The 20925-nt window shown below is 44.7% G+C and carries 18 protein-coding genes; 7 read left to right on the forward strand and 11 right to left on the reverse strand.

Features of this window, described 5'->3' with window-relative positions; genetic code table 11:
• The first annotated feature begins 3 nt into the window (after window positions 1-3).
• The gene (locus tag CLV59_RS13050; protein WP_111592491.1) at window positions 4-981 is read left to right on the forward strand and encodes a helix-turn-helix transcriptional regulator; all 978 of its coding nucleotides are present in this window, start codon (window positions 4-6) and stop codon (window positions 979-981) included.
• A 98-nt stretch (window positions 982-1079) separates the two neighbouring features.
• Here CLV59_RS13050 and CLV59_RS13055 read toward each other — a convergent pair whose 3' ends face one another.
• From CLV59_RS13055 to CLV59_RS13080, 5 genes are all read right to left on the reverse strand, one after another.
• Window positions 1080-1985, reverse strand: a complete 906-nt coding sequence (locus tag CLV59_RS13055; RefSeq protein ID WP_111592492.1) for an SRPBCC domain-containing protein — start codon at window positions 1983-1985, stop codon at window positions 1080-1082.
• Between the two features lie 143 nt (window positions 1986-2128).
• Entirely contained in the window at window positions 2129-3361 is a 1233-nt protein-coding gene (locus CLV59_RS13060) for a PepSY-associated TM helix domain-containing protein (protein WP_111592493.1), read from the reverse strand.
• Between the two features lie 110 nt (window positions 3362-3471).
• On the reverse strand, window positions 3472-5883 hold the full coding sequence (locus tag CLV59_RS13065; protein ID WP_245950862.1) for a TonB-dependent receptor: 2412 nt from the start codon (window positions 5881-5883) through the stop codon (window positions 3472-3474).
• A gap of 412 nt (window positions 5884-6295) precedes the next feature.
• Window positions 6296-6742 (reverse strand): GNAT family N-acetyltransferase, encoded by a 447-nt coding sequence (locus tag CLV59_RS13070; protein WP_111592495.1) that lies wholly within the window; start codon window positions 6740-6742, stop codon window positions 6296-6298.
• Window positions 6743-7036: 294 nt separating this feature from the next.
• Window positions 7037-7987 carry a glycosyltransferase family 2 protein gene (locus CLV59_RS13080; RefSeq protein WP_245950863.1) on the reverse strand — a complete coding sequence of 317 codons (951 nt, stop codon included), beginning with the start codon at window positions 7985-7987 and terminating at the stop codon, window positions 7037-7039.
• A 43-nt stretch (window positions 7988-8030) separates the two neighbouring features.
• Here CLV59_RS13080 and CLV59_RS13085 point away from each other — a divergent pair, with 43 nt between their 5' ends.
• Window positions 8031-10307, forward strand: coding sequence for an alpha-L-rhamnosidase (locus CLV59_RS13085; RefSeq protein ID WP_170137737.1), 2277 nt, complete (start codon window positions 8031-8033; stop codon window positions 10305-10307).
• Here CLV59_RS13085 and CLV59_RS13090 read toward each other — a convergent pair.
• On the reverse strand, window positions 10297-11823 hold the full coding sequence (locus CLV59_RS13090) for a hypothetical protein (RefSeq protein WP_111592498.1): 1527 nt from the start codon (window positions 11821-11823) through the stop codon (window positions 10297-10299). The two genes, CLV59_RS13085 and CLV59_RS13090, sit on opposite strands and share 11 nt — an antisense overlap.
• A 229-nt stretch (window positions 11824-12052) precedes the next feature.
• Here CLV59_RS13090 and CLV59_RS13095 point away from each other — a divergent pair, with 229 nt between their 5' ends.
• Both CLV59_RS13095 and CLV59_RS13100 read left to right on the forward strand, forming a co-directional pair.
• Complete coding sequence (locus CLV59_RS13095; protein WP_111592499.1) at window positions 12053-13213, forward strand: iron-containing alcohol dehydrogenase; 1161 nt, start codon at window positions 12053-12055, stop codon at window positions 13211-13213.
• Window positions 13214-13317: 104 nt separating this feature from the next.
• Window positions 13318-14085, forward strand: coding sequence for a DUF1269 domain-containing protein (locus CLV59_RS13100; RefSeq protein ID WP_111592500.1), 768 nt, complete (start codon window positions 13318-13320; stop codon window positions 14083-14085).
• Between the two features lie 54 nt (window positions 14086-14139).
• On the opposite strand, the gene CLV59_RS13105 is transcribed toward CLV59_RS13100, so the two are convergent.
• Window positions 14140-15264, reverse strand: coding sequence for a lactonase family protein (locus tag CLV59_RS13105; RefSeq protein ID WP_111592501.1), 1125 nt, complete (start codon window positions 15262-15264; stop codon window positions 14140-14142).
• A gap of 112 nt (window positions 15265-15376) precedes the next feature.
• Between CLV59_RS13105 and CLV59_RS13110 the strand changes: the two genes are divergently transcribed.
• Both CLV59_RS13110 and CLV59_RS13115 read left to right on the forward strand, forming a co-directional pair.
• Window positions 15377-15847: a peroxiredoxin gene (locus CLV59_RS13110; protein WP_111592502.1), complete on the forward strand. Its 471-nt coding sequence runs from the start codon at window positions 15377-15379 to the stop codon at window positions 15845-15847.
• 7 nt (window positions 15848-15854) lie between these two features.
• Window positions 15855-16373 carry a DsbA family protein gene (locus CLV59_RS13115; protein WP_111592503.1) on the forward strand — a complete coding sequence of 173 codons (519 nt, stop codon included), beginning with the start codon at window positions 15855-15857 and terminating at the stop codon, window positions 16371-16373.
• Here CLV59_RS13115 and CLV59_RS13120 read toward each other — a convergent pair.
• From CLV59_RS13120 to CLV59_RS13130, 3 genes are read right to left on the reverse strand one after another with little or no spacing between them, the layout of a single operon-like run.
• A complete protein-coding gene (locus CLV59_RS13120) occupies window positions 16359-17423 on the reverse strand; it encodes a DNA polymerase beta superfamily protein (RefSeq protein WP_111592504.1) in 1065 nt (354 codons plus the stop codon). The genes CLV59_RS13115 and CLV59_RS13120 overlap by 15 nt on opposite strands.
• Window positions 17420-18175, reverse strand: coding sequence for a nucleotidyltransferase domain-containing protein (locus CLV59_RS13125; RefSeq protein WP_111592505.1), 756 nt, complete (start codon window positions 18173-18175; stop codon window positions 17420-17422). Before CLV59_RS13125 ends, CLV59_RS13120 begins: the two co-directional genes overlap by 4 nt.
• A 7-nt stretch (window positions 18176-18182) precedes the next feature.
• On the reverse strand, window positions 18183-18533 hold the full coding sequence (locus CLV59_RS13130) for a cupin domain-containing protein (protein WP_111592506.1): 351 nt from the start codon (window positions 18531-18533) through the stop codon (window positions 18183-18185).
• A gap of 70 nt (window positions 18534-18603) precedes the next feature.
• Here CLV59_RS13130 and CLV59_RS13135 point away from each other — a divergent pair, with 70 nt between their 5' ends.
• Entirely contained in the window at window positions 18604-19575 is a 972-nt protein-coding gene (locus CLV59_RS13135) for a 3-keto-disaccharide hydrolase (protein WP_111592905.1), read from the forward strand.
• 108 nt (window positions 19576-19683) lie between these two features.
• Here the strand turns inward: CLV59_RS13135 and CLV59_RS13140 are convergent, their stop codons facing one another.
• Complete coding sequence (locus CLV59_RS13140) at window positions 19684-20202, reverse strand: GNAT family N-acetyltransferase (protein ID WP_111592507.1); 519 nt, start codon at window positions 20200-20202, stop codon at window positions 19684-19686.
• Between the last annotated feature and the right edge of the window lie 723 nt (window positions 20203-20925).

Below are 20925 nucleotides of genomic sequence, written 5' to 3' on the forward strand. Positions count from 1 at the left end.
GGTATGTCTTCCCTTATTTTAGCTGCCCATATCAAGCCATTTATTGATTTTGCGGCGCTCACCTTTGCAGAGCGGGATCAGTCGGTCGTTACAGCATTGCAGGCGGATTTCAGTCGCCTCCAGGCAGACCAGGACATGGTGCCGGTAGCTTACCTCTACGAGGTGCTGGCCCGCATAGATGCGATTACGCAGGAAGAACTACTCGGTATCAGAGTAGCGGGCTTTATGCAGTTGAGTGCCCTGGGATTGATTTACCAGATATCGCTGCAGGCAGCGACCATAGAGGAAGGTATATTCTACCTGCAACACTTTGTAGCGGCCACTTTACCTTTTATAGAAATGAAGGTGGATAGTCAGGGAACACATCATCGTATATCCCTGCACGTTAATAATAAGGAAGATAGTGGCAACCGTTTTCTGCTGGAAGCCTTGCTGTCTATTGTAGCAAAGGAATTGCAAATGATGAGTGCGGGGCCTTTGCAGTATAGGATTCATTCGCCGGCATGGAACGAATCTTATCCGGAAGATTTCTGCCAGGATAAAATATATGCTATCACGTTCTCGGATATACGCTTACAGGCGGCCATCGGCAAGTATAGCCGACTGCAACTGGATTTCCTGGTGCCGCAGTATCTGAAGATGATCGAAGGATTGAAACAGGAGATGGGTTTTATCAATAAAGTGAAAATTGCCGCGCTGCAAATGGCAACGCCGGCCTTACCGGAACTAAAAACGGTGGCCGACGGATTCAATATGACCACCCGTACTTTCCAGCGTGCGCTGGCAAAAGAACAGGTGACCTTCCGCCAACTGACAGATGATCTGAATAAAGACCTGGCGCTGATGTTACTGCGACATAATCAATATTCCGTGGCGGATGTAGGCTATCTGCTGGGATATGCTGAGCCGGCAGCTTTTCAGCATAGTTTTAAGAAATGGTATGGCAGTACGCCGAATACGATTCGGAAACAGTTAGTATAAGCGGTATTTCTCGCAAAGCGCGCAAAGAATAAATCCAGGAATGATCGGAGATGGATCAGGCCGCAAAGAATGCTTTATCGGCTGCCTCTCCGGGCTAATTATTTTTCATTCAGGCGCTGAATAAGTGCCAGTGTAGTATTCCAGTAAAAATTGAAATGAAGTAAGGATACTTCTGATACAAATCCTGTTTGCCTGAACGTGAGCGGTGTCATATAGGAAGATCCGGTTTGTAGTTGAAACTGGATTACCGAGTAATTTTCCGGCGTATCTGCTACTGCTGTGAGAGAGCTCCACCAGGTATATTCCAATAATGTGGGTGGTTTTATTTGTTGTATACTGCCTTTATTGAGGAATGGGAGTCCGTGTATATGACCTTCCAGCCTGATTTCACTTCCTTTTTCCCAGTTAGAGGTCAATTGGGCATCTATATCGGGCATCCATAAACGAATTAATGCAGGGTTGGTGAGAGAGTCCCAGACTTTAGCGGGGGAGGCGCGAATGGTGATGTGTTTGTGGAGGAAATAGGGCGCAGGGTTTAGTGTAACCGTTGCGGTTATACCAGCGCGTAACAATGCCGCTGTGCAACTGTCTATGCGGTGGCGTCCGCCGGAGGTCAGTATTCCATCGGCTTTCACTTTTATGGCATTTAATTCCGGAAGCGATAATTGCAGGGCCGTCTTAATGCCTTGTAAAGTCCTGGAATGATGGAGTAATGCCGGATCTATTATTAGCTGGTATATTTGAAATTCCTCTTCATAAATCTCCTGCATTTGATCCTGTGAGTATGCAGAATAGGTGGTCCAGACTTCGCCGGTTAGTTTGGAAATAAAGTAAGGAGAATTACCTGCCAGTATGTACATGACATCGCCCGTTTCGAGATATTGGCGGGTGTTGTAGTTAAATACCCAGGCATAGGGTAGCTCGGTGGTACTGGATATAACGATATCCGGGGAGTCTTTTAGCTGCAGTGCTACAATGTTTCTGGCTTGTTCGTAAGAAACCATGGATATTCCCTCCTTTCAGTTGGTTTGGGCCGATAGCAATAATATAAAATTATTTGCAGGCAGTCATGGGAAATGGGATTAAAGGAAAATCCTTTGCAGCCTTTAAAACAAAAAACTCGCAGCCTAGGCTGCGAGTTTTTTGTTTATGCTGTTACACTTTCTTGCAAAGGTGTTTTTGCGGGTGCTTTCTTTTTCTTTTTGCGGGTTCTGTTGATCCACATGAGGGTACCGGTAGTTGGGAAAATGGCTCCCATCAGTGCGATCATCAGCCAGAGTATTTTAGTGGGCGTGCCATAGAGGGCGCCGGTATGTATTGGTTTAATGAGACTTTTAACCTGCTGATTTAACTGACGTTCCGCAAAGGTTTGGGAAGACACGATGTTACCTGCATGTTGGTCTACATAATACGTGGTGGTGGCTACTTCTATGTTGGCGTTCTTAGGCAGTGCATTGACTACGAATGTAGCGGCGCTGTCTTTCGGAGCGGCTACGGTATAGAAGAAGGCAGTAGGATCCGCTTTTTGGACAGCTGTTACGGCTGTTTCAAAGGAGATTACCTGGTTGGCATCTGCAACAACTGGCGCGCTGTTAGGCATAGTAGCCTGTTTGGTACCGCCAATAGGCGCATAGAAAGCATTACTGAACCACTGGAAAGACCATGTCAGTCCGGTGAATGCAATAATGAATAAGAAAATACTGGTATAGAAGCCCAGCACCACGTGCAGGTCATTGTTGACGCGTTTCCAGTTGCCATCCCATTTGATTTTGAGGCGTTGTTGGAGGATATTCTTGGTTTTAGGTATCCAGAGAATAATTCCTGTGATAAGGATGAAGAGGAAAATGAAGGTACTGGAACCGATGATTACTTTACCGGTATCGCCGGAGAGGAGCCAGCGGTGCAGGGAGAATATTTTATAATAGAAAGTGTTCTGATAGCTGTACAGTTCAATAACCTGACCGGTATAAGGGTTTACAAATGCAGTACGTCCTTTTTCTTTCTTTTTAGGCGCTTCTTTTCCTGGTTTGTCCCCTTTGGCTTTCTCTTGTTTCTCTGCTCTTTCGCCTTTTCCTTCCTTTCCTTCTTTCCCTTCTTTTTTCTTTCCTTCTTCAAAGAGTACTTGCACGGTCCTGTTAGGATCTGCGAACACCTGTATGCGGGCGATTTTAGCCTTTGGTACTACTTGTTGCACGCGGGCGGCCAGCGTATCCAGTGGGAGGCGGTTGCCGGCGGGCGTTACGAAGTAGCGGTCATGGTTCAGTGCCTGGGTGATATCTGTTTCAAAGACAAGCATAGCGCCTGTCAGGCAGCTGATGGTAATGATCAAACCTGCGGCCAAACCAAGATACAGATGAATACGTCTGAAGAAAATTTTCATATAGGAATCTGTGATAAAAAAAGCTTTTTTACGAATAATCTTTTAATCAAAAATACATTTGCGGCGAGCTTCGCCGCAAATGTATCATTTTAAGTGTGTGTTAAGAATTTTTAGAATCTGTACGAAACGGTACCTACAAACTGGGTAGGAGGAATCGGATTGATGCTGTAATTCTCATGCACGTAGTAGTTATATGTGTTGGTCAGGTTAGATACTTTGGCCATTACACTGATCTTTTTGATCGTGTATCCGGCAGAAATATCCAGGGTAGAGAAGCCAGGAACAGAGATTAATCTGTTGGCTGCGATCTGACCTTTACTATCTGTAGTGTTGTTCCAGCCTGCATAGCGTTGACCTATGTAGTAGAAGCCTGCGCCGAATTTCAGTCCTTTCAGTTTGGATTCCTGGATGGTGTAGAAAATGCTGGCGTTGGCAGTATGATTTGGGTTACCTACCAGGCGTTCGCCTTTAACAGAACCGTTGTTAGCCGGAGCGTTATCGATGGTCATGTTGTTGTAGCTGTAACCTGCGATTACATCCATTCCTTTAATTGGGTGGCCGGCGATATCCAGTTCCACGCCCTGGCTGAGGGTTCCGCCAATCAGCGCTTTGAAAGCGGAGTTGTTGTTTTGTTTGCCGGTAGAATCGAATGGAGCTGTTTGTGCATAGTTGTTATTCTTAATACGGTAAGCTGTTACGTTAACAGACAGTAAGCCGTCGAAGAAATCGTTTTTCACGCCAGCTTCCACTTGTTCGATGATAGATGCTGGTAATGGGTTACCATAAATATCGTTGCCGGTGTTAGGCGTAAAGGAGCTGGTATAGCTGGCAAAGAGCGCCGTATTGGGTCTTGGTTTGTAGACGATACCCAGTTTAGGAGAGAATGCGTTATCGTATCTGCCTCTGGTAGTCGTTTTAGAACCGTTGATGAAATTATAGGTAACCGGCGATTCTGTTTGCAGATAAGAGAAACGAACGCCTGCCAGTACTTTAACTTTCTCAGAAATGCTGATCAGGTCCTGTACATAGATACCTACTCTGTTGATAGGAGAAACAGTCACCGCTTTGAGGGTATCTGTTGGGATATAAGTGGCTCTTGGGAAAGCATTTGGATTGTATACATTGATTTTGTCATAGTATACGGTGCTGCCGGAAGTTTTATACTGCGTACTGATACCATAGGAATTGTAGTTACCGGAATAGTATCTGTCTGCATCTGCACCAGCAAGGATCGTATGTTCGATACGGCCGGTTTTTACTTTACCCGTAAAATCGACTTGAGCAGAGTAGTAATCTTCGTTGTTGGCATTGCGGCCCAGTGGGCGTTCCCAGGTACTGTCAGCTTTTGCCTGAATTCTTTCAATAGCAAAGTAATCGCGCTGATATTTAGAGTAGGATACCAGTGCGCTCAGGTTCCAGTTGTTGCTGATTTGGTGTCTGAGATTAGCAGAAGCAGTAGTTTGTTGGGTATGTGCATACTGCCATGGTGCGCCATAGAAAGTATTGCGTGGTACTTTGATGATGGCAGTATCTGCGATAGAACCGATACCGAAATCAGGCGTGAAATCATGTTTCAGGTAATCGCCTTGCACCAGGAGTTCTGTGCGTTTGCCTAATTTGAAAAGAAAAGAGGGGTTTACATAATATCTTTTAGAATGTACCTGATCGCGATAGCTGTCGGCTGTTTCGAAGGTACCATTCACACGAAAGGCAACATTTTGAGACAGTGGTCCGTATACGTCAAAAGCTGGTTTGAACAAGCCAAAGCTACCTGCACGGAGGTTTACTTCTCCGCCCCAGTTGAATTTAGGTTGTTTGGTGACCATGTTCATTACCGCGCCCGGAGCCACGTTACCGTAAAGGATAGCAGCGCTACCTTTCAGTACTTCCACGCGTTCGAGGGAACTCATTTCCGGCATAGCGCCTGGATTGATACGAGCGCCGTTTTTAAAGGTATTGGTAGAAGAGAACTGATAACCGCGGGAGTTAAAGCTTTCCTGGGTACCAGCACGGGTAGAAGCCATATAGATACCGTTCACGTTTTTCACTACATCGCTGAGGCGCTGTGCCTGTTGCTCTTCAATTACTTTATGTCCAACTACAGTTACTGCCTGTGGCAAGTCCATATTGGCAATAGGTAATTTACCAATATTTACCTGGCGTTTGTTGATGGTATTACCGCGTTTGCCGTCTACCACTACTTCGTTGAGCTGACTGGCAGAAGCTTCGAGGGAACCATTGAACTCAACGGTTTTCTCTGCTACTACGTCTACTTCTTTATATAATGTCTTAGTGCCGGTATAAGAAATAATCAGGGTGTAATGACCTTGTTTGATATTTTTAAGATGGAAAGTACCATCTTCATTCGTGAGCGTACCCTTTCTGGTATCTTTTAATCCAATAGTCACATATGGAGCCGGTTGACCATCTGAAGAAGTGATGGTTCCTTTAATAGCGCCTGTCTGTCCGAATGCTGTAATACTCAGTAAAATAAAACTCAGAAATAGGTATATCTGTTTCAAACCTGTTAATTTTTTTGCAAAGTAACGACAGGTTAAGAGGCTGATGAAGACGAATCGGGAAAAGTTGATTCGTTCCTAAATGGAGTTTTCCCGATCTCTGCCAGGAAGGAAAATAAGTTAAAAAGTATGAATAATTGCTAATATAAATTGATTTTCAATGAAATATGATGATTGAAAAATAATAATTTATTTAGAAAGACACGTGTCTCCCTAAATTTTCCGTTTACGCAAAGCGGAAAAATTGAACGAATCGGGAAAATTTGCCAGATGGAACTGGGGCCAAACGAAGTAAACTGCTCGACTGATCGTTCCAGCCTCACCAGGCAGGAACGTCAAAAATCGGAAAAGGAAATGAAGCCACAGCCTTCATTTCCTTTTCCGATAAAGTTTCTTATTTATTAATATTATTTAATTACAATTCATAGTCATAATGAATTACACGCAGTGGTTTGCCACCGGTAGCATTGTAGAAACGCATCGCTTCGGTGTCGCCTTCCACCGCCTGCACAAAGAATTCCGTGAATTTTCCTTTTTTGCAATAGTCTTTCAGGCTGTCCAGCAGTAGTCTGCCTATTCCTTGTCTTTGCGCATCAGGACTAACGCCCAGATCATACAAATACAATTCTGCCGTCTCTTCATAATAGGAAGGCAGTACATAAGCGGTGAGGCCACCCAATACTTTTCCGTTTTCGTCGCGGGCAGCCATTACAAGGAAATCTTTGTTGGAAAGCAGTTTGTCCAGGTAAGAGTTGGCAGGCAACTCAAAATCTTCCATCTCAAATACTGCCTCAAAAATATGCAGCAGATCAATCATTGCCGGAATATCGGCAGACGTAAGGCGTGAAATAGATACAGGCATTGTATTAATTATTCTAGCTTATAGAGATACTTCCAGTTTATCGTCAGCAATATTACAACTATGATTGAATGTAATAAAATTATTAAAGGAGTTCCCTATCCGGGAACAAGCTCATATAAAGATTCGGGAAACGGAAAGTCAGGTAACAGGATAATATACCCTGGCACAAATAAGCAGGCAAGTCCGAAGGAATTGAGTAAAATCGGGGGTTTCCATTTATTTTTAATAAATCTACAGGTTGCGGCAATCGGCAACGTAATGTATCAGGGTATGCTTTTGGTACTTGATAATTTTCTACTTTGACGAATGCTCAGAATGCTGTTTGTTCAGTACTTTCAGCTGGGCTTCATGTAACTCATTAACATCCAGCGGCCCCTTATGCTTATTGGCGAATTTATTCGGGGTAATGCCTGCAAACAGTTTGAATTTAGCGATGCCCAGCTTCTGCAGGAAATATTTGAAACTTACCTGTAATACGCCCATGCCGTAAATACTGCTACGACGGAAATTGATAGAGGAGGCTTCGCTGAAATAGCGGGTAGGACAGGTAATTTCAGCGATTTCAAAACCGCTGTAGAAAATCTGTGCTACTAGTTCATTATCGAATACAAAATCTTCCGAATCGTTTTCAAATGGGATCGCTTCCAGGACACTGCGGTGATACGCCCTGTAGCCGGTATGATATTCAGACAGTTTTTGGCGCATGAGTAGATTTTGGGTAACCGTCAGCAGTCGGTTAAAGAAGTATTTATATAAGGGCATACCGCCTTTCAGCGCGCCCATACCGAGGATGCGACTGCCAAACACCACTGGATATACGCCATTAGCAATTAGTGTAGCCATAGGCGTTACCAGTTGTGGCGTATACTGATAATCAGGATGTAACATAATGATAATATCGGCGCCCAGTTCCAGTGCCTTTTGGTAGCAGGATTTCTGATTGCCGCCATAACCACGATTTTTTTCGTGACTTATAATATAATGAATACCAATATTTCTGGCTACAGCAACGGTATTGTCCTTACTGCAGTCGTCCACCAGAATGATATCATCCACCACATTGCGATCAATTTCCTCATAGGTAATTTGCAATGTTTTATCCGCATTATAAGCAGGTAGTACCACTACCACTTTCTGGCCGTTGATCATAGTTACCGGTTTTATATCTAAATTTAATGCAGCCTGCTGCAGCAGCGATTCGGTGGAAAAATTTCCGGGCGTTAACATCGGGTTAAGCTTCTCCATTTTTGAAATAGGTAATATGCAGGTATCAATTCCTTTTCATATTATGAAACTTTTCATTATTTCATGGGTGTTATTGCTAATGGTTGGTATTAGGGAGACACGTGCGCAGTCGCCCGAATGGAGCCGCCAGGCACAGTGGATAGTGCCCGGTTTTGCAGAAGATACCCTGCTGCGTCCCAGCCCTATCTATCGGAAAATATTCACGCTGCATAAACCAGTACAATCTGCTGTTTTGTATATTTCTGCTCATGGCGTTTTTGAAGCGTTTATGGGTAACCGTAAGATCGGCGAGGAATATTTCGCGCCAGGATGGACCAGCTATGATACCCGGCTTCAATATCGGCAGTACGATATCAAACCCTATCTCCAATCCGGAAAAAATGATTTACAGGTAATCGTAGGGGAAGGCTGGTACAGAGGCGCTTTCGGGGGATTGATGCAAAAGAATAATTATGGCAGCGATCCGGGAATTATTGCCATGGCAGACATACGCTTCACCGACGGCAGTAGCATTCGCTTGTATACAGATAGCTCCTGGCAATCCACTACCGGCCCGGTTTTACACGCGGATATATACGGCGGCATGCTGTACAATGCCAACATCCAACCCGGCAACTGGCAACCAGTTACCGTAGCTACCTTCTCAAAAGACATACTGGTACCCACTGTTGGCGATGGCGTGAAAAAACAGGAACGTATTCCTGCTGTCCGGGTATTTACCGCGCCCAACGGGGATCAGCTGGTAGATTTCGGCCAGAACCTGGCCGGGTGGGTGTCTTTCCGCGTGAAAGGAAAAAAGAATGATACCATCCGCATCAGCCATGCAGAAGTATTGGACAAAAACGGCAACTTCTATACCGGCAATCTGCGTGAAGCAACGGCTACGGACACGTATATACTAAAAGGCAACAGCGTGGAATCTTTTGAACCGATGTTCACCTGGCACGGCTTCCGTTACATCAAAGTTGAAGGATGCAAACCGCTGAAAGAAAATTTTACTGCCATCGCGTTATATACTGCTATGCAGCCCACCGGCAGCTTCAGCTGCTCAGATCCCGGAATCAACCAACTCCAGCAAAATATCTCCTGGAGCCTGAAAGGCAACTTCCTGGATATACCTACCGATTGCCCGCAAAGAAGCGAACGACTCGGATGGACCGGCGATGCACAAGTGTTTTTCAGAACGGCCGCATTCAATTTTAATGTGCGCGATTTCTACGCCAAATGGCTGCAAGACCTTCGCGCTGATCAAAGACCTAACGGTTCCGTACCTACGATTATTCCATGGATCTACCGAAACCTGCAACCACCCCGTAAAAACGGCGTGGCCGGATGGAGCGATGCCGCTACCATCGTGCCATGGCAAATGTACCAGGTATATGGCGATACGGCTATCCTAACACAACAATATGCCAGCATGAAAGCCTGGGTAGATCATATTCAGGGCGCCAGTACAGACGGACTCTGGACCGTCAACGGTTATGGCGACTGGCTTGCACCTGGAGACTCCACTTCGCTGCCTTTTATTGATCAGTGCTTCTGGGCATATAGTACCCAACTGTTGATTAACACCGCAGCCATCCTCGGCCATCAGGATGATGTACAACATTATACCTCCATGCTACAACAGGTGAAATCCAGCTTCCTGCAGCATTACATGAAGCCGGAAGGATACACCATGCCCAATACCCAAACCTCTTATGTACTGGCACTGGAACTACAAATGCTGCCAGACAGTATAAAGCCACTGGCAGCCAAACGCCTGGATGAACTAGTGAAAGCGAATAATAATCACCTGGCTACTGGCTTCCTGGGAACGCCATGGTTACTGCATGCACTCAGCAATAACGGGTACGTACACACGGCCTATGACCTGCTAAAACAAGATACCTGGCCTTCCTGGCTCTACCCTGTGAAAATGGGCGCTACTACTATTTGGGAGAAATGGAATGCCATCCTGCCGGATAGTAATGTGCAAGCTACTTCCTATAATCATTATGCTTATGGGGCCGTTGGCGACTGGCTTTACAGGGTAGTAGGCGGCATAGATGCAGCCGCGTCTGCCTACAAAAAAATAAATATTCATCCTATCCCCGGCGGTGGAATAACCTGGGTAAAATGTAGCTATATCAGCCCATACGGAAAGATTGTTTCCAATTGGCAACTAGAGGGAGAACACATTAAAATGCAAGTGGAGATTCCCAATGGCGCTACCGCTACTATCTACGTTCCCGGAAAAGGCGCGATGGAAGTAAAAGCGGGGAAATATAACCTCGAAGGAAATATCTCCCCGCAGGAAAATAAGCTCTCTAAGCGTTAGCTGCTGCGGGTTTGTCTTCCGAAGGCGACAGCTCATTTATATGTAAACAAAATAACACCATAATAATCATCGGTATAAACTGGTAACGCAATACCACTGGCGTAGCAAATACGCTAAAACCGAAATTGATAATGACAAAGAAGATAGCTAACCAAACACCAGCGAAGGATACATAACTTCCGCTGGTTTTTTTTCTGCCGGTAAACAGGAATATGACAGATACTGCAAAGTAGAAGTTCAGCGCGGCAAATAACCATTTATATAAGTTGCCTATCAGATCAAAAACGTAGGTAGGCGGAACCTTATATACAGCAGGACTTTCCAGCTGAAACCATTTTTGCGGCGATGCCCACATTTCTTTCATACCCAGGTTGTAATTAGTGAATTTTTCCAAATGTGGACTGAAATAAGTTTTTGTATTCAGCCACATATAATAGCGCATAAAAGAGAATGGATATTTCTTAATAAGATATTTACCATAGGCATTATATACGGGAGACACGGTTCCCCATGACTTAAACATATCCTTTGCAGTTGGATGTTCTCCCCATTTGTGATTGATAATCAGGTAAGGCTTCAGAATGGCATTAGGCATTTTGATAAAATACGTTCCTGGTAATTCCGCCAGATCCTTATCCGTAGGCGCTATCTTGGTAAAGAATATCTTTGCATAACGATCCAGCTTTCGCATCTCCGGAGGAAGTTGCGTACTATCCACCTGTATATGACCATACATGTAAAGGGCATTGTTGGCAATCTGCCACCCCCCGAACACAGAGAATTCAGCAGTACCCGTGATAGCCTTCGTTTGCTGCTGAGTATAGGAAATAAATGGAAGAATAAATACCCATGGAAGTATGATCCCCATTAATTTCGCCGGTAGTTTATAATGAGCAAATGGTATAGCCAGTAACGCCACCAATGGATAATAAATAGCCGTATAGCGTATGGTAAAAGCTACTCCAATCAATATTCCCTGTATCAGCAAATAAGACAGCTTCGGACGACGGAACATCCAGAGATATTGCATGAATATAATCATACTGATAGATAGGAATAATGTATCACTCAATACGCAGTTAGAGAGGTACAACAGCGCAGGATTCACTATCAGAAAAATAAAGAATATCGTACTGTTAACAGGACGTAACTGCAATAGGTAGGAGGCAGAGAAAAATACATACAGCAATGTTGCCTGCAAAATCAGATATTGTACTGCAATAAGGAAAACATGTGATGGCGACATCCAATGAATAAATGCAATAAAATAGGAATATCCTATCGGCCATAAATTTACTTTCAGATGTTCCAGATTGGAGTCTATATAACTGCTGGAGTCTGAAATAAAATCAGGAAAGGGATACAACATTTTGAACAGAACGAACTGTACTATCGTCAGTATGATGGCTGCAAACAGGAATTTCCTGTTTCGGGGTTGCTGGAATACAAATTGCCGAAAAGGAACGGATTCCCGGTCGAGCAGCGGTTGTTGGCAAAATAAACTGATAAGGTTCATATTTTGATAGTTTGAGTTGTCGGCAGGGGTCTTCTAAATATCTGGCTTATGGGTGCTATAGGAATACAGTGAAGGATAATTGTCTGCCTGCTGTCAGAAATACTGTGGACAAAACAAGCAGGGGCCTATATTTGTGATACAGGTCACATTCCTGCAACTGTAACAGTTGGAACTTTGTTTATTATATAGATATAGAAATCTGCTATTTATTTAATTTAAAGACCTCCTCATGTTAAATTTTGAATTATATAACCCTACCAGCCTGGTCTTTGGCAAGGGTCAGATCGCAAAGCTCACAACGCTGGTACCCGCCGACGCTAAAATTCTGCTGCTCTATGGCGGCGGAAGTATCTTTAAAAATGGCGTGTATGATCAGGTGACAGCCGCATTGGCCGGATTTGATATTACAGAGTTTGGCGGTGTGGAACCCAATCCGCACTACGAAACATTAATGAAAGCAGTCCATATTATCCGGGAAAAAGGACTGAACTTCATCCTGGCTGTAGGCGGAGGTTCCGTTATCGATGGCGCTAAGTTTGTATCTGCTGCGGTGAAATTCGAAGGAAATCCCATTGATATCCTGCAAAAACAAATACGTATAGTGGATAACGTTGTTCCATTTGCATCGGTACTCACGCTTCCTGCTACTGGTAGTGAAATGAACTCCAGTTCTGTTATCACTATCAAAAGCACCCACGAAAAACTCTCCTTCGGCGGACGAGGCTTATTCCCGGTGTTCAGCATTTGTGATCCGGAGGTGATTACCTCTCTTCCTAAGCGACAATTGCAGAATGGAGTGATCGATGCCTACACGCATGTGATGGAACAATATCTTACTTATCCTGCCGGCGCTATGCTACAGGACCGCTTTGCAGAAAGCATCCTGCAAACGTTGGTAGAAGTAGGACCTGGCGTGGTGGATAACCCGAGCGACTATACGCTGGCGGCCAATTTCATGTGGAGCTGTACCATGGCCTTAAACGGCCTTATCCAGAAAGGAGTACCAACAGACTGGGTAACGCATATGATTGGTCATGAACTCACTGCATTGTACGATATTGATCATGCCCGTACCCTCGCTATCATCGGACCAAACCTCTATAAGGTAATGTTCGAGACCAAGAAAGAGAAACTGGCACAATACGGACGCAGAGTATGGAACATCCAGGGAGATGACACCGATGAAGTGGCACATAAAGCCATCGATGCTACCATTGAATTCTTCTCTAAAATGGGCATGAATATGCAACTTTCTTCCTATACAACAGAATATGCGAAAACCGCTGATTTCATTGAAAAGCGTTTCACAGAAAGAGGTTGGATAGCCATGGGAGAAAGAAAGAACATCACGCCAGACAAGGTGCGCCAGATCGTAGAATTAAGTTATTAAGGTAATAGTTATTCAATAAAAAAGCATCCTGCATACATTAGCAGGATGCTTTTTTATTGAAACAAATAGAGGCGTTTCCTTGTTTTTGAAGGAAAACGTATATAATGACAAACCTTATCATCGCTTCCTTCCCTAAAGAGGCACAAGCAATCGCCGCCTTCAAGAAACTGGATGAACTGGAATCTATCGGAGACCTGACCGTCTATGAAAGTGTAATGGTGCAGAAAAACGATAAGGGAGAACCTGTTGTAATACAAACAGATAAAACGACGGAAGGGGTGCGTACACTTTCCGGTATGGCATTGGGTAGTCTGGTCGGCGCTTTTGCTGGTCCGGTAGGTATCCTGGCAGGAATGCTGATAGGTACGGTAAGCGGTGCGGTATGGGAGTCGCACTACTATCACTTTGCGGAAGATTTCAGCGCTAAAGTAGCCGCGTCTCTCCAACCTGGCCATATTGCGCTGATAGCTGAAATTGATGAGGACAATGAAGTGTTCGCAGATTCTTATATTAAAAGTCTGGGTGGTACCCTCATCCGGAAAGATGTGGATTACGAATATGAAAAATTTGCAGATGAACAACTGGAAGCTTTAGATGAGCAGATTGCCGCTGATCGTGCCAAAATGCGTATTGCCAGTGCAACAGAAAAGTCGAAGATTGAACAGGAAATTGCTGCCTTAAAAGAAAAACGCAGACAACATATTGCAACAAGAAAAGAAAGTAGTAAGACAACCACCGGTCGGACAGCAGCTACCCTGAGAGAGTATAAAGTATCCCGGTTAAAAAGTCGCATTGAACTTTACAGGAGAAGAATAGCTTCCCTGGAAGATGAATTGCAAGGACTGGCAACAGAAGCCGCTAAAGCGATGTAGAAAATTATTGCGGGACGGAGTGCGCCACTCCGTCCCGTTTTTTATAGTCAGTTGTTACTTTATCCATTGTATACAAACCGGACTGCCAACTGTAATGCTGTCGCCAGTAGGCGTTAATAAGCCCTTCTTCTTGTTTACCTTGAATACTACCACATTGTTGCTCGCCTGATTAGCTACCAGCAGGAAGTTTCCGCTAGGATCGAAATTGAAGTTCCTTGGCATCACGCCGAGTGTAGACTGAAAACCTACCAGTTTCAATTTACCGTTATGCCTATTGCGTTTGAAGATGGCCAGTGAATTGGCATCTCCGCGATTGGAGGCATACAGGAATTTACCATCCGGAGAAATATGAATATCTGCGGAACCTATAGCGCCTTTATAATTTTTCGGATGTGTGCTGATGGATTGAACCGTATGGAACCAGCCATTTGCAAAATTGTATACGATTACTTCTCCTGTCAGTTCTGTAATCAGATAGGCATAATTGCCGCTGGCATCAAATGTCAGGTGGCGGGGGCCGCTTCCTGGCTTAACAGGCACAAAAGCGGGGTTACCAAGTGATAACGCGCCGGTTTCACTGTTAAATTTATACACCATGATCTTATCTATCCCCAGATCATTAATCATGAGATAGTTTCCATCCGGCGAGAACACCGCTGCATGGGCATGCGCTTTTTCCTGCCTGGCTTTGTTGGGGCCTGTACCTTCGTGGTGTACTTCCTGTACCGGGATATCAATATCTCCGTCCGCAGTGATAGGATATACAACCGCATTGCCTGTTCCATAATTGGCCACTGCTATGAATTTCCCATTCTTGCTAATGGAAACATAACAAGGGTATTCTCCTCCGGAAGGTACCTCCGCGATTAAAGACAGTTCTCCGCTGGTACTGTCAAATTTGAAGGAGGATACATCGCCTGGGCCATCATTTTCATTTACAGCGTACACATGCTGCTGATCAGCAGCCACGGCCAGGTAGGAAGGGTTAGTCGTCTTCACCTGACTAACCGGTTTCATCTTCCCGGTATTGCTGTCAAACGAGTAGACATGAATGCCTTTACTCATACCGTTGTTGGTGTAAGTACCAATCAGTAAATAGGGATGCTGGGCTAAAATAGAGGCTACAGGCAATAATATGAGTGCAGCCAAGGTGAGGGTGCTGCTTATAATTCTTTTCATCAAGCAAAAACTGTTAAATATCCACCAAGTTTAGTGAAAAAAGTCTTAAGAACAAAAGCCAGTATCATCTGTTTTAACAGAATATACAGTGTCACCATTTAAAGTAAAGTGTATGATCCTTCCAACTAACACGCCAGCACCGGATTTTGCGTTATATGCCACCCCGGATAAACAGGTGAAACTTTCTGATTTCCGTGGCAAAAAAGTGATTTTAGCATTTTATCCTGCAGACTGGAGTCCGGTATGCTCGGATCAGCTGGCCGTATATAATGAATCCCTGAAGCTTTTTCAAGCCGCCAACGCACAGCTATTGGGCATTTCCGTGGATAGCAAATGGAGTCATAAAGCCTTCTCTGAAGATCGTCATTTTCAGTTTCCTTTGCTGGCGGATTTTGAGCCCAAGGGCGCAGTCGCAAAATTATATGGCATATATGACGAAAAAGAGGGCCTGGCGCAACGAGCATTATTTGTGCTTGATGAAGATGGCATCGTACAGTGGAGCTATCTCTCCCCCATAGACGTAAACCCAGGTGCAGATGGAATCCTGGATGCACTGGATACTTTAAACAATGTAATCAGCTAATCTATATATGGCGCATCTCAAGAACCCCGTTACCCAAAATGATCATAGCACAGGAAACCCCCAATCCGGCAGAATCCTTGTTGAGTATGGAGATTATCAGTGCAGTCACTGTGGAATAGCCTTCCCGCTTATTCGTAAATTATTACGACAATATGGAGATGACCTGCTCTTTGTATTCCGAAATTTCCCATTGCAGGAATCGCATCCGGCAGCAGTAATAGCTGCGTTGGCGGCGGAGGCTGCGGCGCTTCAAGGTAAGTTCTGGGAGATGCATGATATTCTTTATGAAAACCAGGCGGAATTAAGTGCGGATAATATCCTGGGATTTGCTGCCACTTTACATTTGGATATGTCCAGGTTTTCGCAGGACTGGCGCAGTCAGCAACTGCTGGACAGAGTGGAGCGAGACCTGGAAGGAGGCCTTCGCAGCGGTGTCAATGGAACGCCCACCTTCTTCCTGAACGGTGAGCGTTACAATGATTATGACGAAACGTATCAGTCGCTCGCTATGTTAATGGAGGCGTGACGCGCCGTAGAAATCCGATCTGATACTGACCAATATTTCTTCTGCTTTGGCGACGTCAGGCGCTGGAGGCAGTCCAGACGCGGCATAGAGCGCTTCCATGCCATCCAGTTTTTCCTGCACCATATCCATCAATGCGGCATACTCAAATTCGCCATTGCGAATACGCAGTAATAGTTCTCTGTCTTCCCGATGAACCCGTACTTCATGGTAACGGGCTATTTCTTCTGCCATACTGAGCAATCGGAAAGTGTGCATCATGTTTTTAGCGTCATAGCTTTTCCCATGCGCAAGCGTGCCCTGATAACGGGATTCATTGCGGTTTTCCACCCATTGCCAATATTCCAGGTATTCCCTGCAATAGACAGAATAGGCGTCTTTGTTGAACGTCATCACTGCCAATGGCGTTACTCCTTTCGGAATGGAACTGAGTTGAACATCATTTGCTTGTTCGCCGGATACAATTCCCCGTAGCTGCGGATGATGGTAGATCAGGTAGCCATCGCGGAAGTTAGGCAGGGCGGTGAGGCCGCATGCCTCTTGTGGAAAGCCTTGCTGTTGGAGCCATTGCGACAATGGCAGCGTACCATTGTTATGTACCACGAAGCAAAAATCCGTCACCAGTTTCCTCGTCTCCTCAAATTTTTTATTGATTTTCTTATTCAGTCCGGATGCCTTTTTAATCTGCGCTTTGGCGTATCCGGCGAAGGTTTCCATACATAGCTGCGATAGAAAATCTGCTGGCTTAATACGATCCATCAATGGATGTCGGAATAACACTGCATGGGCAGGTGTATTCAATAATTCCAGGATATTCGGGTTATTCTTGCAGAGTAATTCTATTAATCTTCCGATTTCAAAAAAGACTTCATCATTCGAGCTATTATTTACCTGCGGCGTATAGTGCAGGCCGTAGAATTCCTTTTCCGGCAAGATGAAGACGCCCTTCAGATCCGTATCTGAGGTTGCTATGGCCAGATTATATGCATGGCTGCCGCTGATAGTTTTCAGCAGCAGTTGCCCAGGTGATTGCATTAATGCTTCAAAGGTCATGCGCGTATAAATTTCCGGAATACTTCATCGAGTTGGTCTGCCTCCTGATATGCGGAGGGAATAGCATTGGCCAGTGGCATATACTTTTCAAGTACTTCCGGAATCCATTGTTGAAGGAAAGGAACCGGTGGAATCAGCGTTTTCTCGTCCGCAGTTTTTTTCTGTTCCAGCAGTTGATCTATCGCTTTGTTCCAGGTACTATCGGTAACGAGCGTACGTAATTGATGGAAATCCATCGGCGGAACTGTTTTGCGGTCGATGATCCACATACCAGCGAGGATAGGCCGCAGCGCATAGAAGTACTTTTTCAGTCTGACTTCCGGATCTTGCAGGTTTTGCTGAAAGGTATTGTTGGTCATAGAGAAATAATGATGACAGCCGGCCCGGTGGGAGTAGTAGTCATTCATCATACCGCGCAATGTATTTGCAAAGGCGGTCTCCTCTTTATATATAATGCCCGACTGTAGCCACTCGTACAGGGGACTGTTAGAGCTCATGAACAGGCGCAAGGCTTTACGCAGGTCCCAGCCGTTGATATCGAGGACTTCATTTACAGGGATATCGATGACATCTTTTCTGTCCCGGATGCTGAGGTAATTATTTTCAGGTTGTGCATAGATAAACCGCACATCAAAATCACTGTCCGGTGAAGCGAAGCCCCAGGCTCTGCTGCCTGATTCAATCGCCATCAGTATGCGGACATTCTTTTCCGCCTCAATTGCGGCCAGTTTTTCCAGGATGATTGTTCTCATTGTTGGGTTATTGGGTCAGGAAATCCTCACGGTGAGGACTAAACGTATCTATCAGTACGCCGGCTTCCAGGCAGGTGCAGCCATGCATTACATTGGAAGGCATATAGCAGCCGTCGCCGGCGCGAATAATCCGGGTTTCATTACCGATGGTGAATTCAAAGGCTCCACTTTCCACATAGGTCACTTGTGTATGCGGATGTTGATGCATGGTACCTATGGCGCCCTGTTCGAATTTTACTTTTACGAGCATTACCCTGTCATCGTAGCCATATATTTTACGCTGCAGGCCTGGTGCAGTGGATTCCCAGGGGATATCGGCGCCAGTCTGGAAGATCGGACTTTCTACTTTTGTACTCATTGGACTGATTTCATTTGCCGTAAAAATATAAATAAATAAACATTATATTGTTCGGATCTAAATGGAACTTATGCGCAAAAAATTACTTTTATTCGGACTGGGCTGTTTACTGGTATCAGGCTCCGGCAGGGCATTTGCCGGAACGCCAATGGTAACGGCTACACAACCGGCTGTTGATGCAAAAGAGTTAATCGGCCGTTGGGATATTACAGTGGATGAAGAGGGGAACCAGTTGCCTTCCTGGCTGGAAGTGAAGTTGAGCGGTTTTAAAACACTGGTAGGATATTTCGTTGGTACTTCCGGCAGTGCCCGGCCAGTAGCCAAAGTGAATTTTGATAATGGGAAATTCAGTTTTACTATCCCGCCGCAGTGGGAGAGTGGTAGCCAGGATTTTGTCATAGAAGGAAATGTGGCTGGAGATGCCATCACCGGCACTATTACTACCAGCGAAGGAAAGAAATACAGTTATAAAGGAGTACGTGCTCCTATGTTGCGGAGAGACAAGGCGCCTAAATGGGGTAAACCGGAGAATCTCTTCAATGGTAAAGATTTGAGTGGTTGGAAAGCGACTGGCAAAAACCAATGGGAAGTGATAAATGGGGTACTTACCAGTGCGCATTCGGGTTCAAATCTGGTATCAGAAAAGACTTTCGGCGATTTCAAACTACATGTGGAGTTTCGTTACCAGCAGGGAAGTAACAGCGGTGTCTATCTCAGAGGGCGATATGAAACACAGATTGAAGACAGTCCCAAAGGCGCGCATCCTTCTTCTGTTTTGTTCAGCGGCATTTATGGGTTCTTAACGCCAAGCGATATTGAGGCATTAGGTCCGAATCAATGGCAGTCGTACGATATTACCTTGATTGGAAGAATGGTAACTGTGGTGGTGAATGGTAAGACAGTGATTAATAACCAGGAGATTCCGGGTATTACAGGTGGCGCATTGGATAGTAATGAAGGGGAGCCTGGGCCTATTTATTTCCAGGGGGATCACGGCCCGATTGAGTTCAGGAAGGTAGTGATTACGCCTGCACTTCCTTAGTGGCCAGCGTTTCCCTGTTTTTGGATCAGAATATTATCCATGAAAGCAGGGAATGAAAGATATGATACCGGGAGATATCTGCCTGTCTGGCGGCTATTTCCCGGTTTTTTATTGGGGTATGTTGTCTTCGGGTGCGAGGATGGTCTGGTAAAGGAAAAGCCTTTCTGTGTCGCGGGTGAATTCATGTACGAAGGAGAGGCCTAATTTTTCCAGTAGTTTGATGGAACGGGTATTTTCTGGTAGGGTGGTAGCATAAAGAATTGGGTGTTTACTGGCGATGGTAAGCAGACGGATTACCTCACTGGCGGCTTCGAAGGCGTATCCGCTGCCGCTATGCTGTGGAAGGAAGGCGAATCCAATATCCTGGTGGGGTAGATAAGGGCGCTGAATGAGGCTCACGATGCCCATTGGGTTGTTGTCTGATTTCAGTCGCACTACAAAATACCTTACATCCGGGTTAGAGAGAATGCGGGTGATATAGGTGTCTGCGTCTGTCAGATTTCGGACATAACGTTCACCTATAAACGTTTTCCAGCCTTTTGTATTGAGTAATTCCAGAATGAAGGGAGCATCAGTTGTTTTTAATGCGGTAAGGAGCAAACGGTTTGTTTCAACAGGCAAGTTCATACTGCAGAGATAGATAAAATTATGGTTCTAAGTTAGGAATTCCACGGTGCTATATTGCAAAAGCCGCAGCAGTCATTGTTGTAGCTTGATAAGTAAGGAATACTCAGCAATCAACAGTTTTTAATTTTTTAAAAATACTTAATTACTAGCATACTCCCCCGTTTATTGGGACTTTATTCCTTCTTATGTGTAGCAGAAGCTTTTCCCATTTGCATTTGACTAAACGAAAGCCTATTTTGGCTCATATTTCTATTCTCATAAGCAAAACTGGAAACTAGTGCCTCCCATCCTCTATGGGAGGCTATAATGATAGGGGACTGCAAGACTATACCTACTTATTTACCTACATATTGAAATGGTTATTATATGATAAGCGATTATATTTTATCCTTTCGCGAGATTTCGCGCTTCACATCCCATCCATTTTACTTTCTTAGCTGTAAGGTTATTTTTATATAAGTTAGGGATTTTGTTGGAATTTATTTAATGGGCGGAAATAACTGAGTGGAAGGTCATATGTCTCCCGACCTGCTTCGCCTTATATACACATGGACGCATCTGCTCATTGACTCATCTCTATTTCTCTTGTATAGTTTACGCTGCTATTACTTATCATTATCATGTGCAGTAAAAGGCGATTAAGGAATTTATTCATTCCCAGGACATGACTGAGTGGATGGTGATATATCTTCCATCTCCATCTCCGCATCATCATCAGATCAT

Origin of the sequence: Chitinophaga dinghuensis, from assembly GCF_003259435.1 — a bacterium.
Lineage (GTDB): Bacteria > Bacteroidota > Bacteroidia > Chitinophagales > Chitinophagaceae > Chitinophaga > Chitinophaga dinghuensis.

Excerpts from the sequence above, each read along its gene's own strand:
- CLV59_RS13050 (WP_111592491.1), top strand. The coding sequence starts at position 4 with ATGTCTTCCCTTATTTTAGCTGCCCATATCAAGCCATTTATTGATTTT.
- CLV59_RS13055 (WP_111592492.1), bottom strand. The coding sequence starts at position 1,985 with ATGGTTTCTTACGAACAAGCCAGAAACATTGTAGCACTGCAGCTAAAA.
- CLV59_RS13060 (WP_111592493.1), bottom strand. The coding sequence starts at position 3,361 with ATGAAAATTTTCTTCAGACGTATTCATCTGTATCTTGGTTTGGCCGCA.
- CLV59_RS13070 (WP_111592495.1), bottom strand. The coding sequence starts at position 6,742 with ATGCCTGTATCTATTTCACGCCTTACGTCTGCCGATATTCCGGCAATG.
- CLV59_RS13080 (WP_245950863.1), bottom strand. The coding sequence starts at position 7,987 with ATGGAGAAGCTTAACCCGATGTTAACGCCCGGAAATTTTTCCACCGAA.
- CLV59_RS13085 (WP_170137737.1), top strand. The coding sequence starts at position 8,031 with ATGAAACTTTTCATTATTTCATGGGTGTTATTGCTAATGGTTGGTATT.
- CLV59_RS13090 (WP_111592498.1), bottom strand. The coding sequence starts at position 11,823 with ATGAACCTTATCAGTTTATTTTGCCAACAACCGCTGCTCGACCGGGAA.
- CLV59_RS13095 (WP_111592499.1), top strand. The coding sequence starts at position 12,053 with ATGTTAAATTTTGAATTATATAACCCTACCAGCCTGGTCTTTGGCAAG.
- CLV59_RS13100 (WP_111592500.1), top strand. The coding sequence starts at position 13,318 with ATGACAAACCTTATCATCGCTTCCTTCCCTAAAGAGGCACAAGCAATC.
- CLV59_RS13105 (WP_111592501.1), bottom strand. The coding sequence starts at position 15,264 with ATGAAAAGAATTATAAGCAGCACCCTCACCTTGGCTGCACTCATATTA.
- CLV59_RS13110 (WP_111592502.1), top strand. The coding sequence starts at position 15,377 with ATGATCCTTCCAACTAACACGCCAGCACCGGATTTTGCGTTATATGCC.
- CLV59_RS13115 (WP_111592503.1), top strand. The coding sequence starts at position 15,855 with ATGGCGCATCTCAAGAACCCCGTTACCCAAAATGATCATAGCACAGGA.
- CLV59_RS13120 (WP_111592504.1), bottom strand. The coding sequence starts at position 17,423 with ATGACCTTTGAAGCATTAATGCAATCACCTGGGCAACTGCTGCTGAAA.
- CLV59_RS13125 (WP_111592505.1), bottom strand. The coding sequence starts at position 18,175 with ATGAGAACAATCATCCTGGAAAAACTGGCCGCAATTGAGGCGGAAAAG.
- CLV59_RS13130 (WP_111592506.1), bottom strand. The coding sequence starts at position 18,533 with ATGAGTACAAAAGTAGAAAGTCCGATCTTCCAGACTGGCGCCGATATC.
- CLV59_RS13135 (WP_111592905.1), top strand. The coding sequence starts at position 18,604 with ATGCGCAAAAAATTACTTTTATTCGGACTGGGCTGTTTACTGGTATCA.
- CLV59_RS13140 (WP_111592507.1), bottom strand. The coding sequence starts at position 20,202 with ATGAACTTGCCTGTTGAAACAAACCGTTTGCTCCTTACCGCATTAAAA.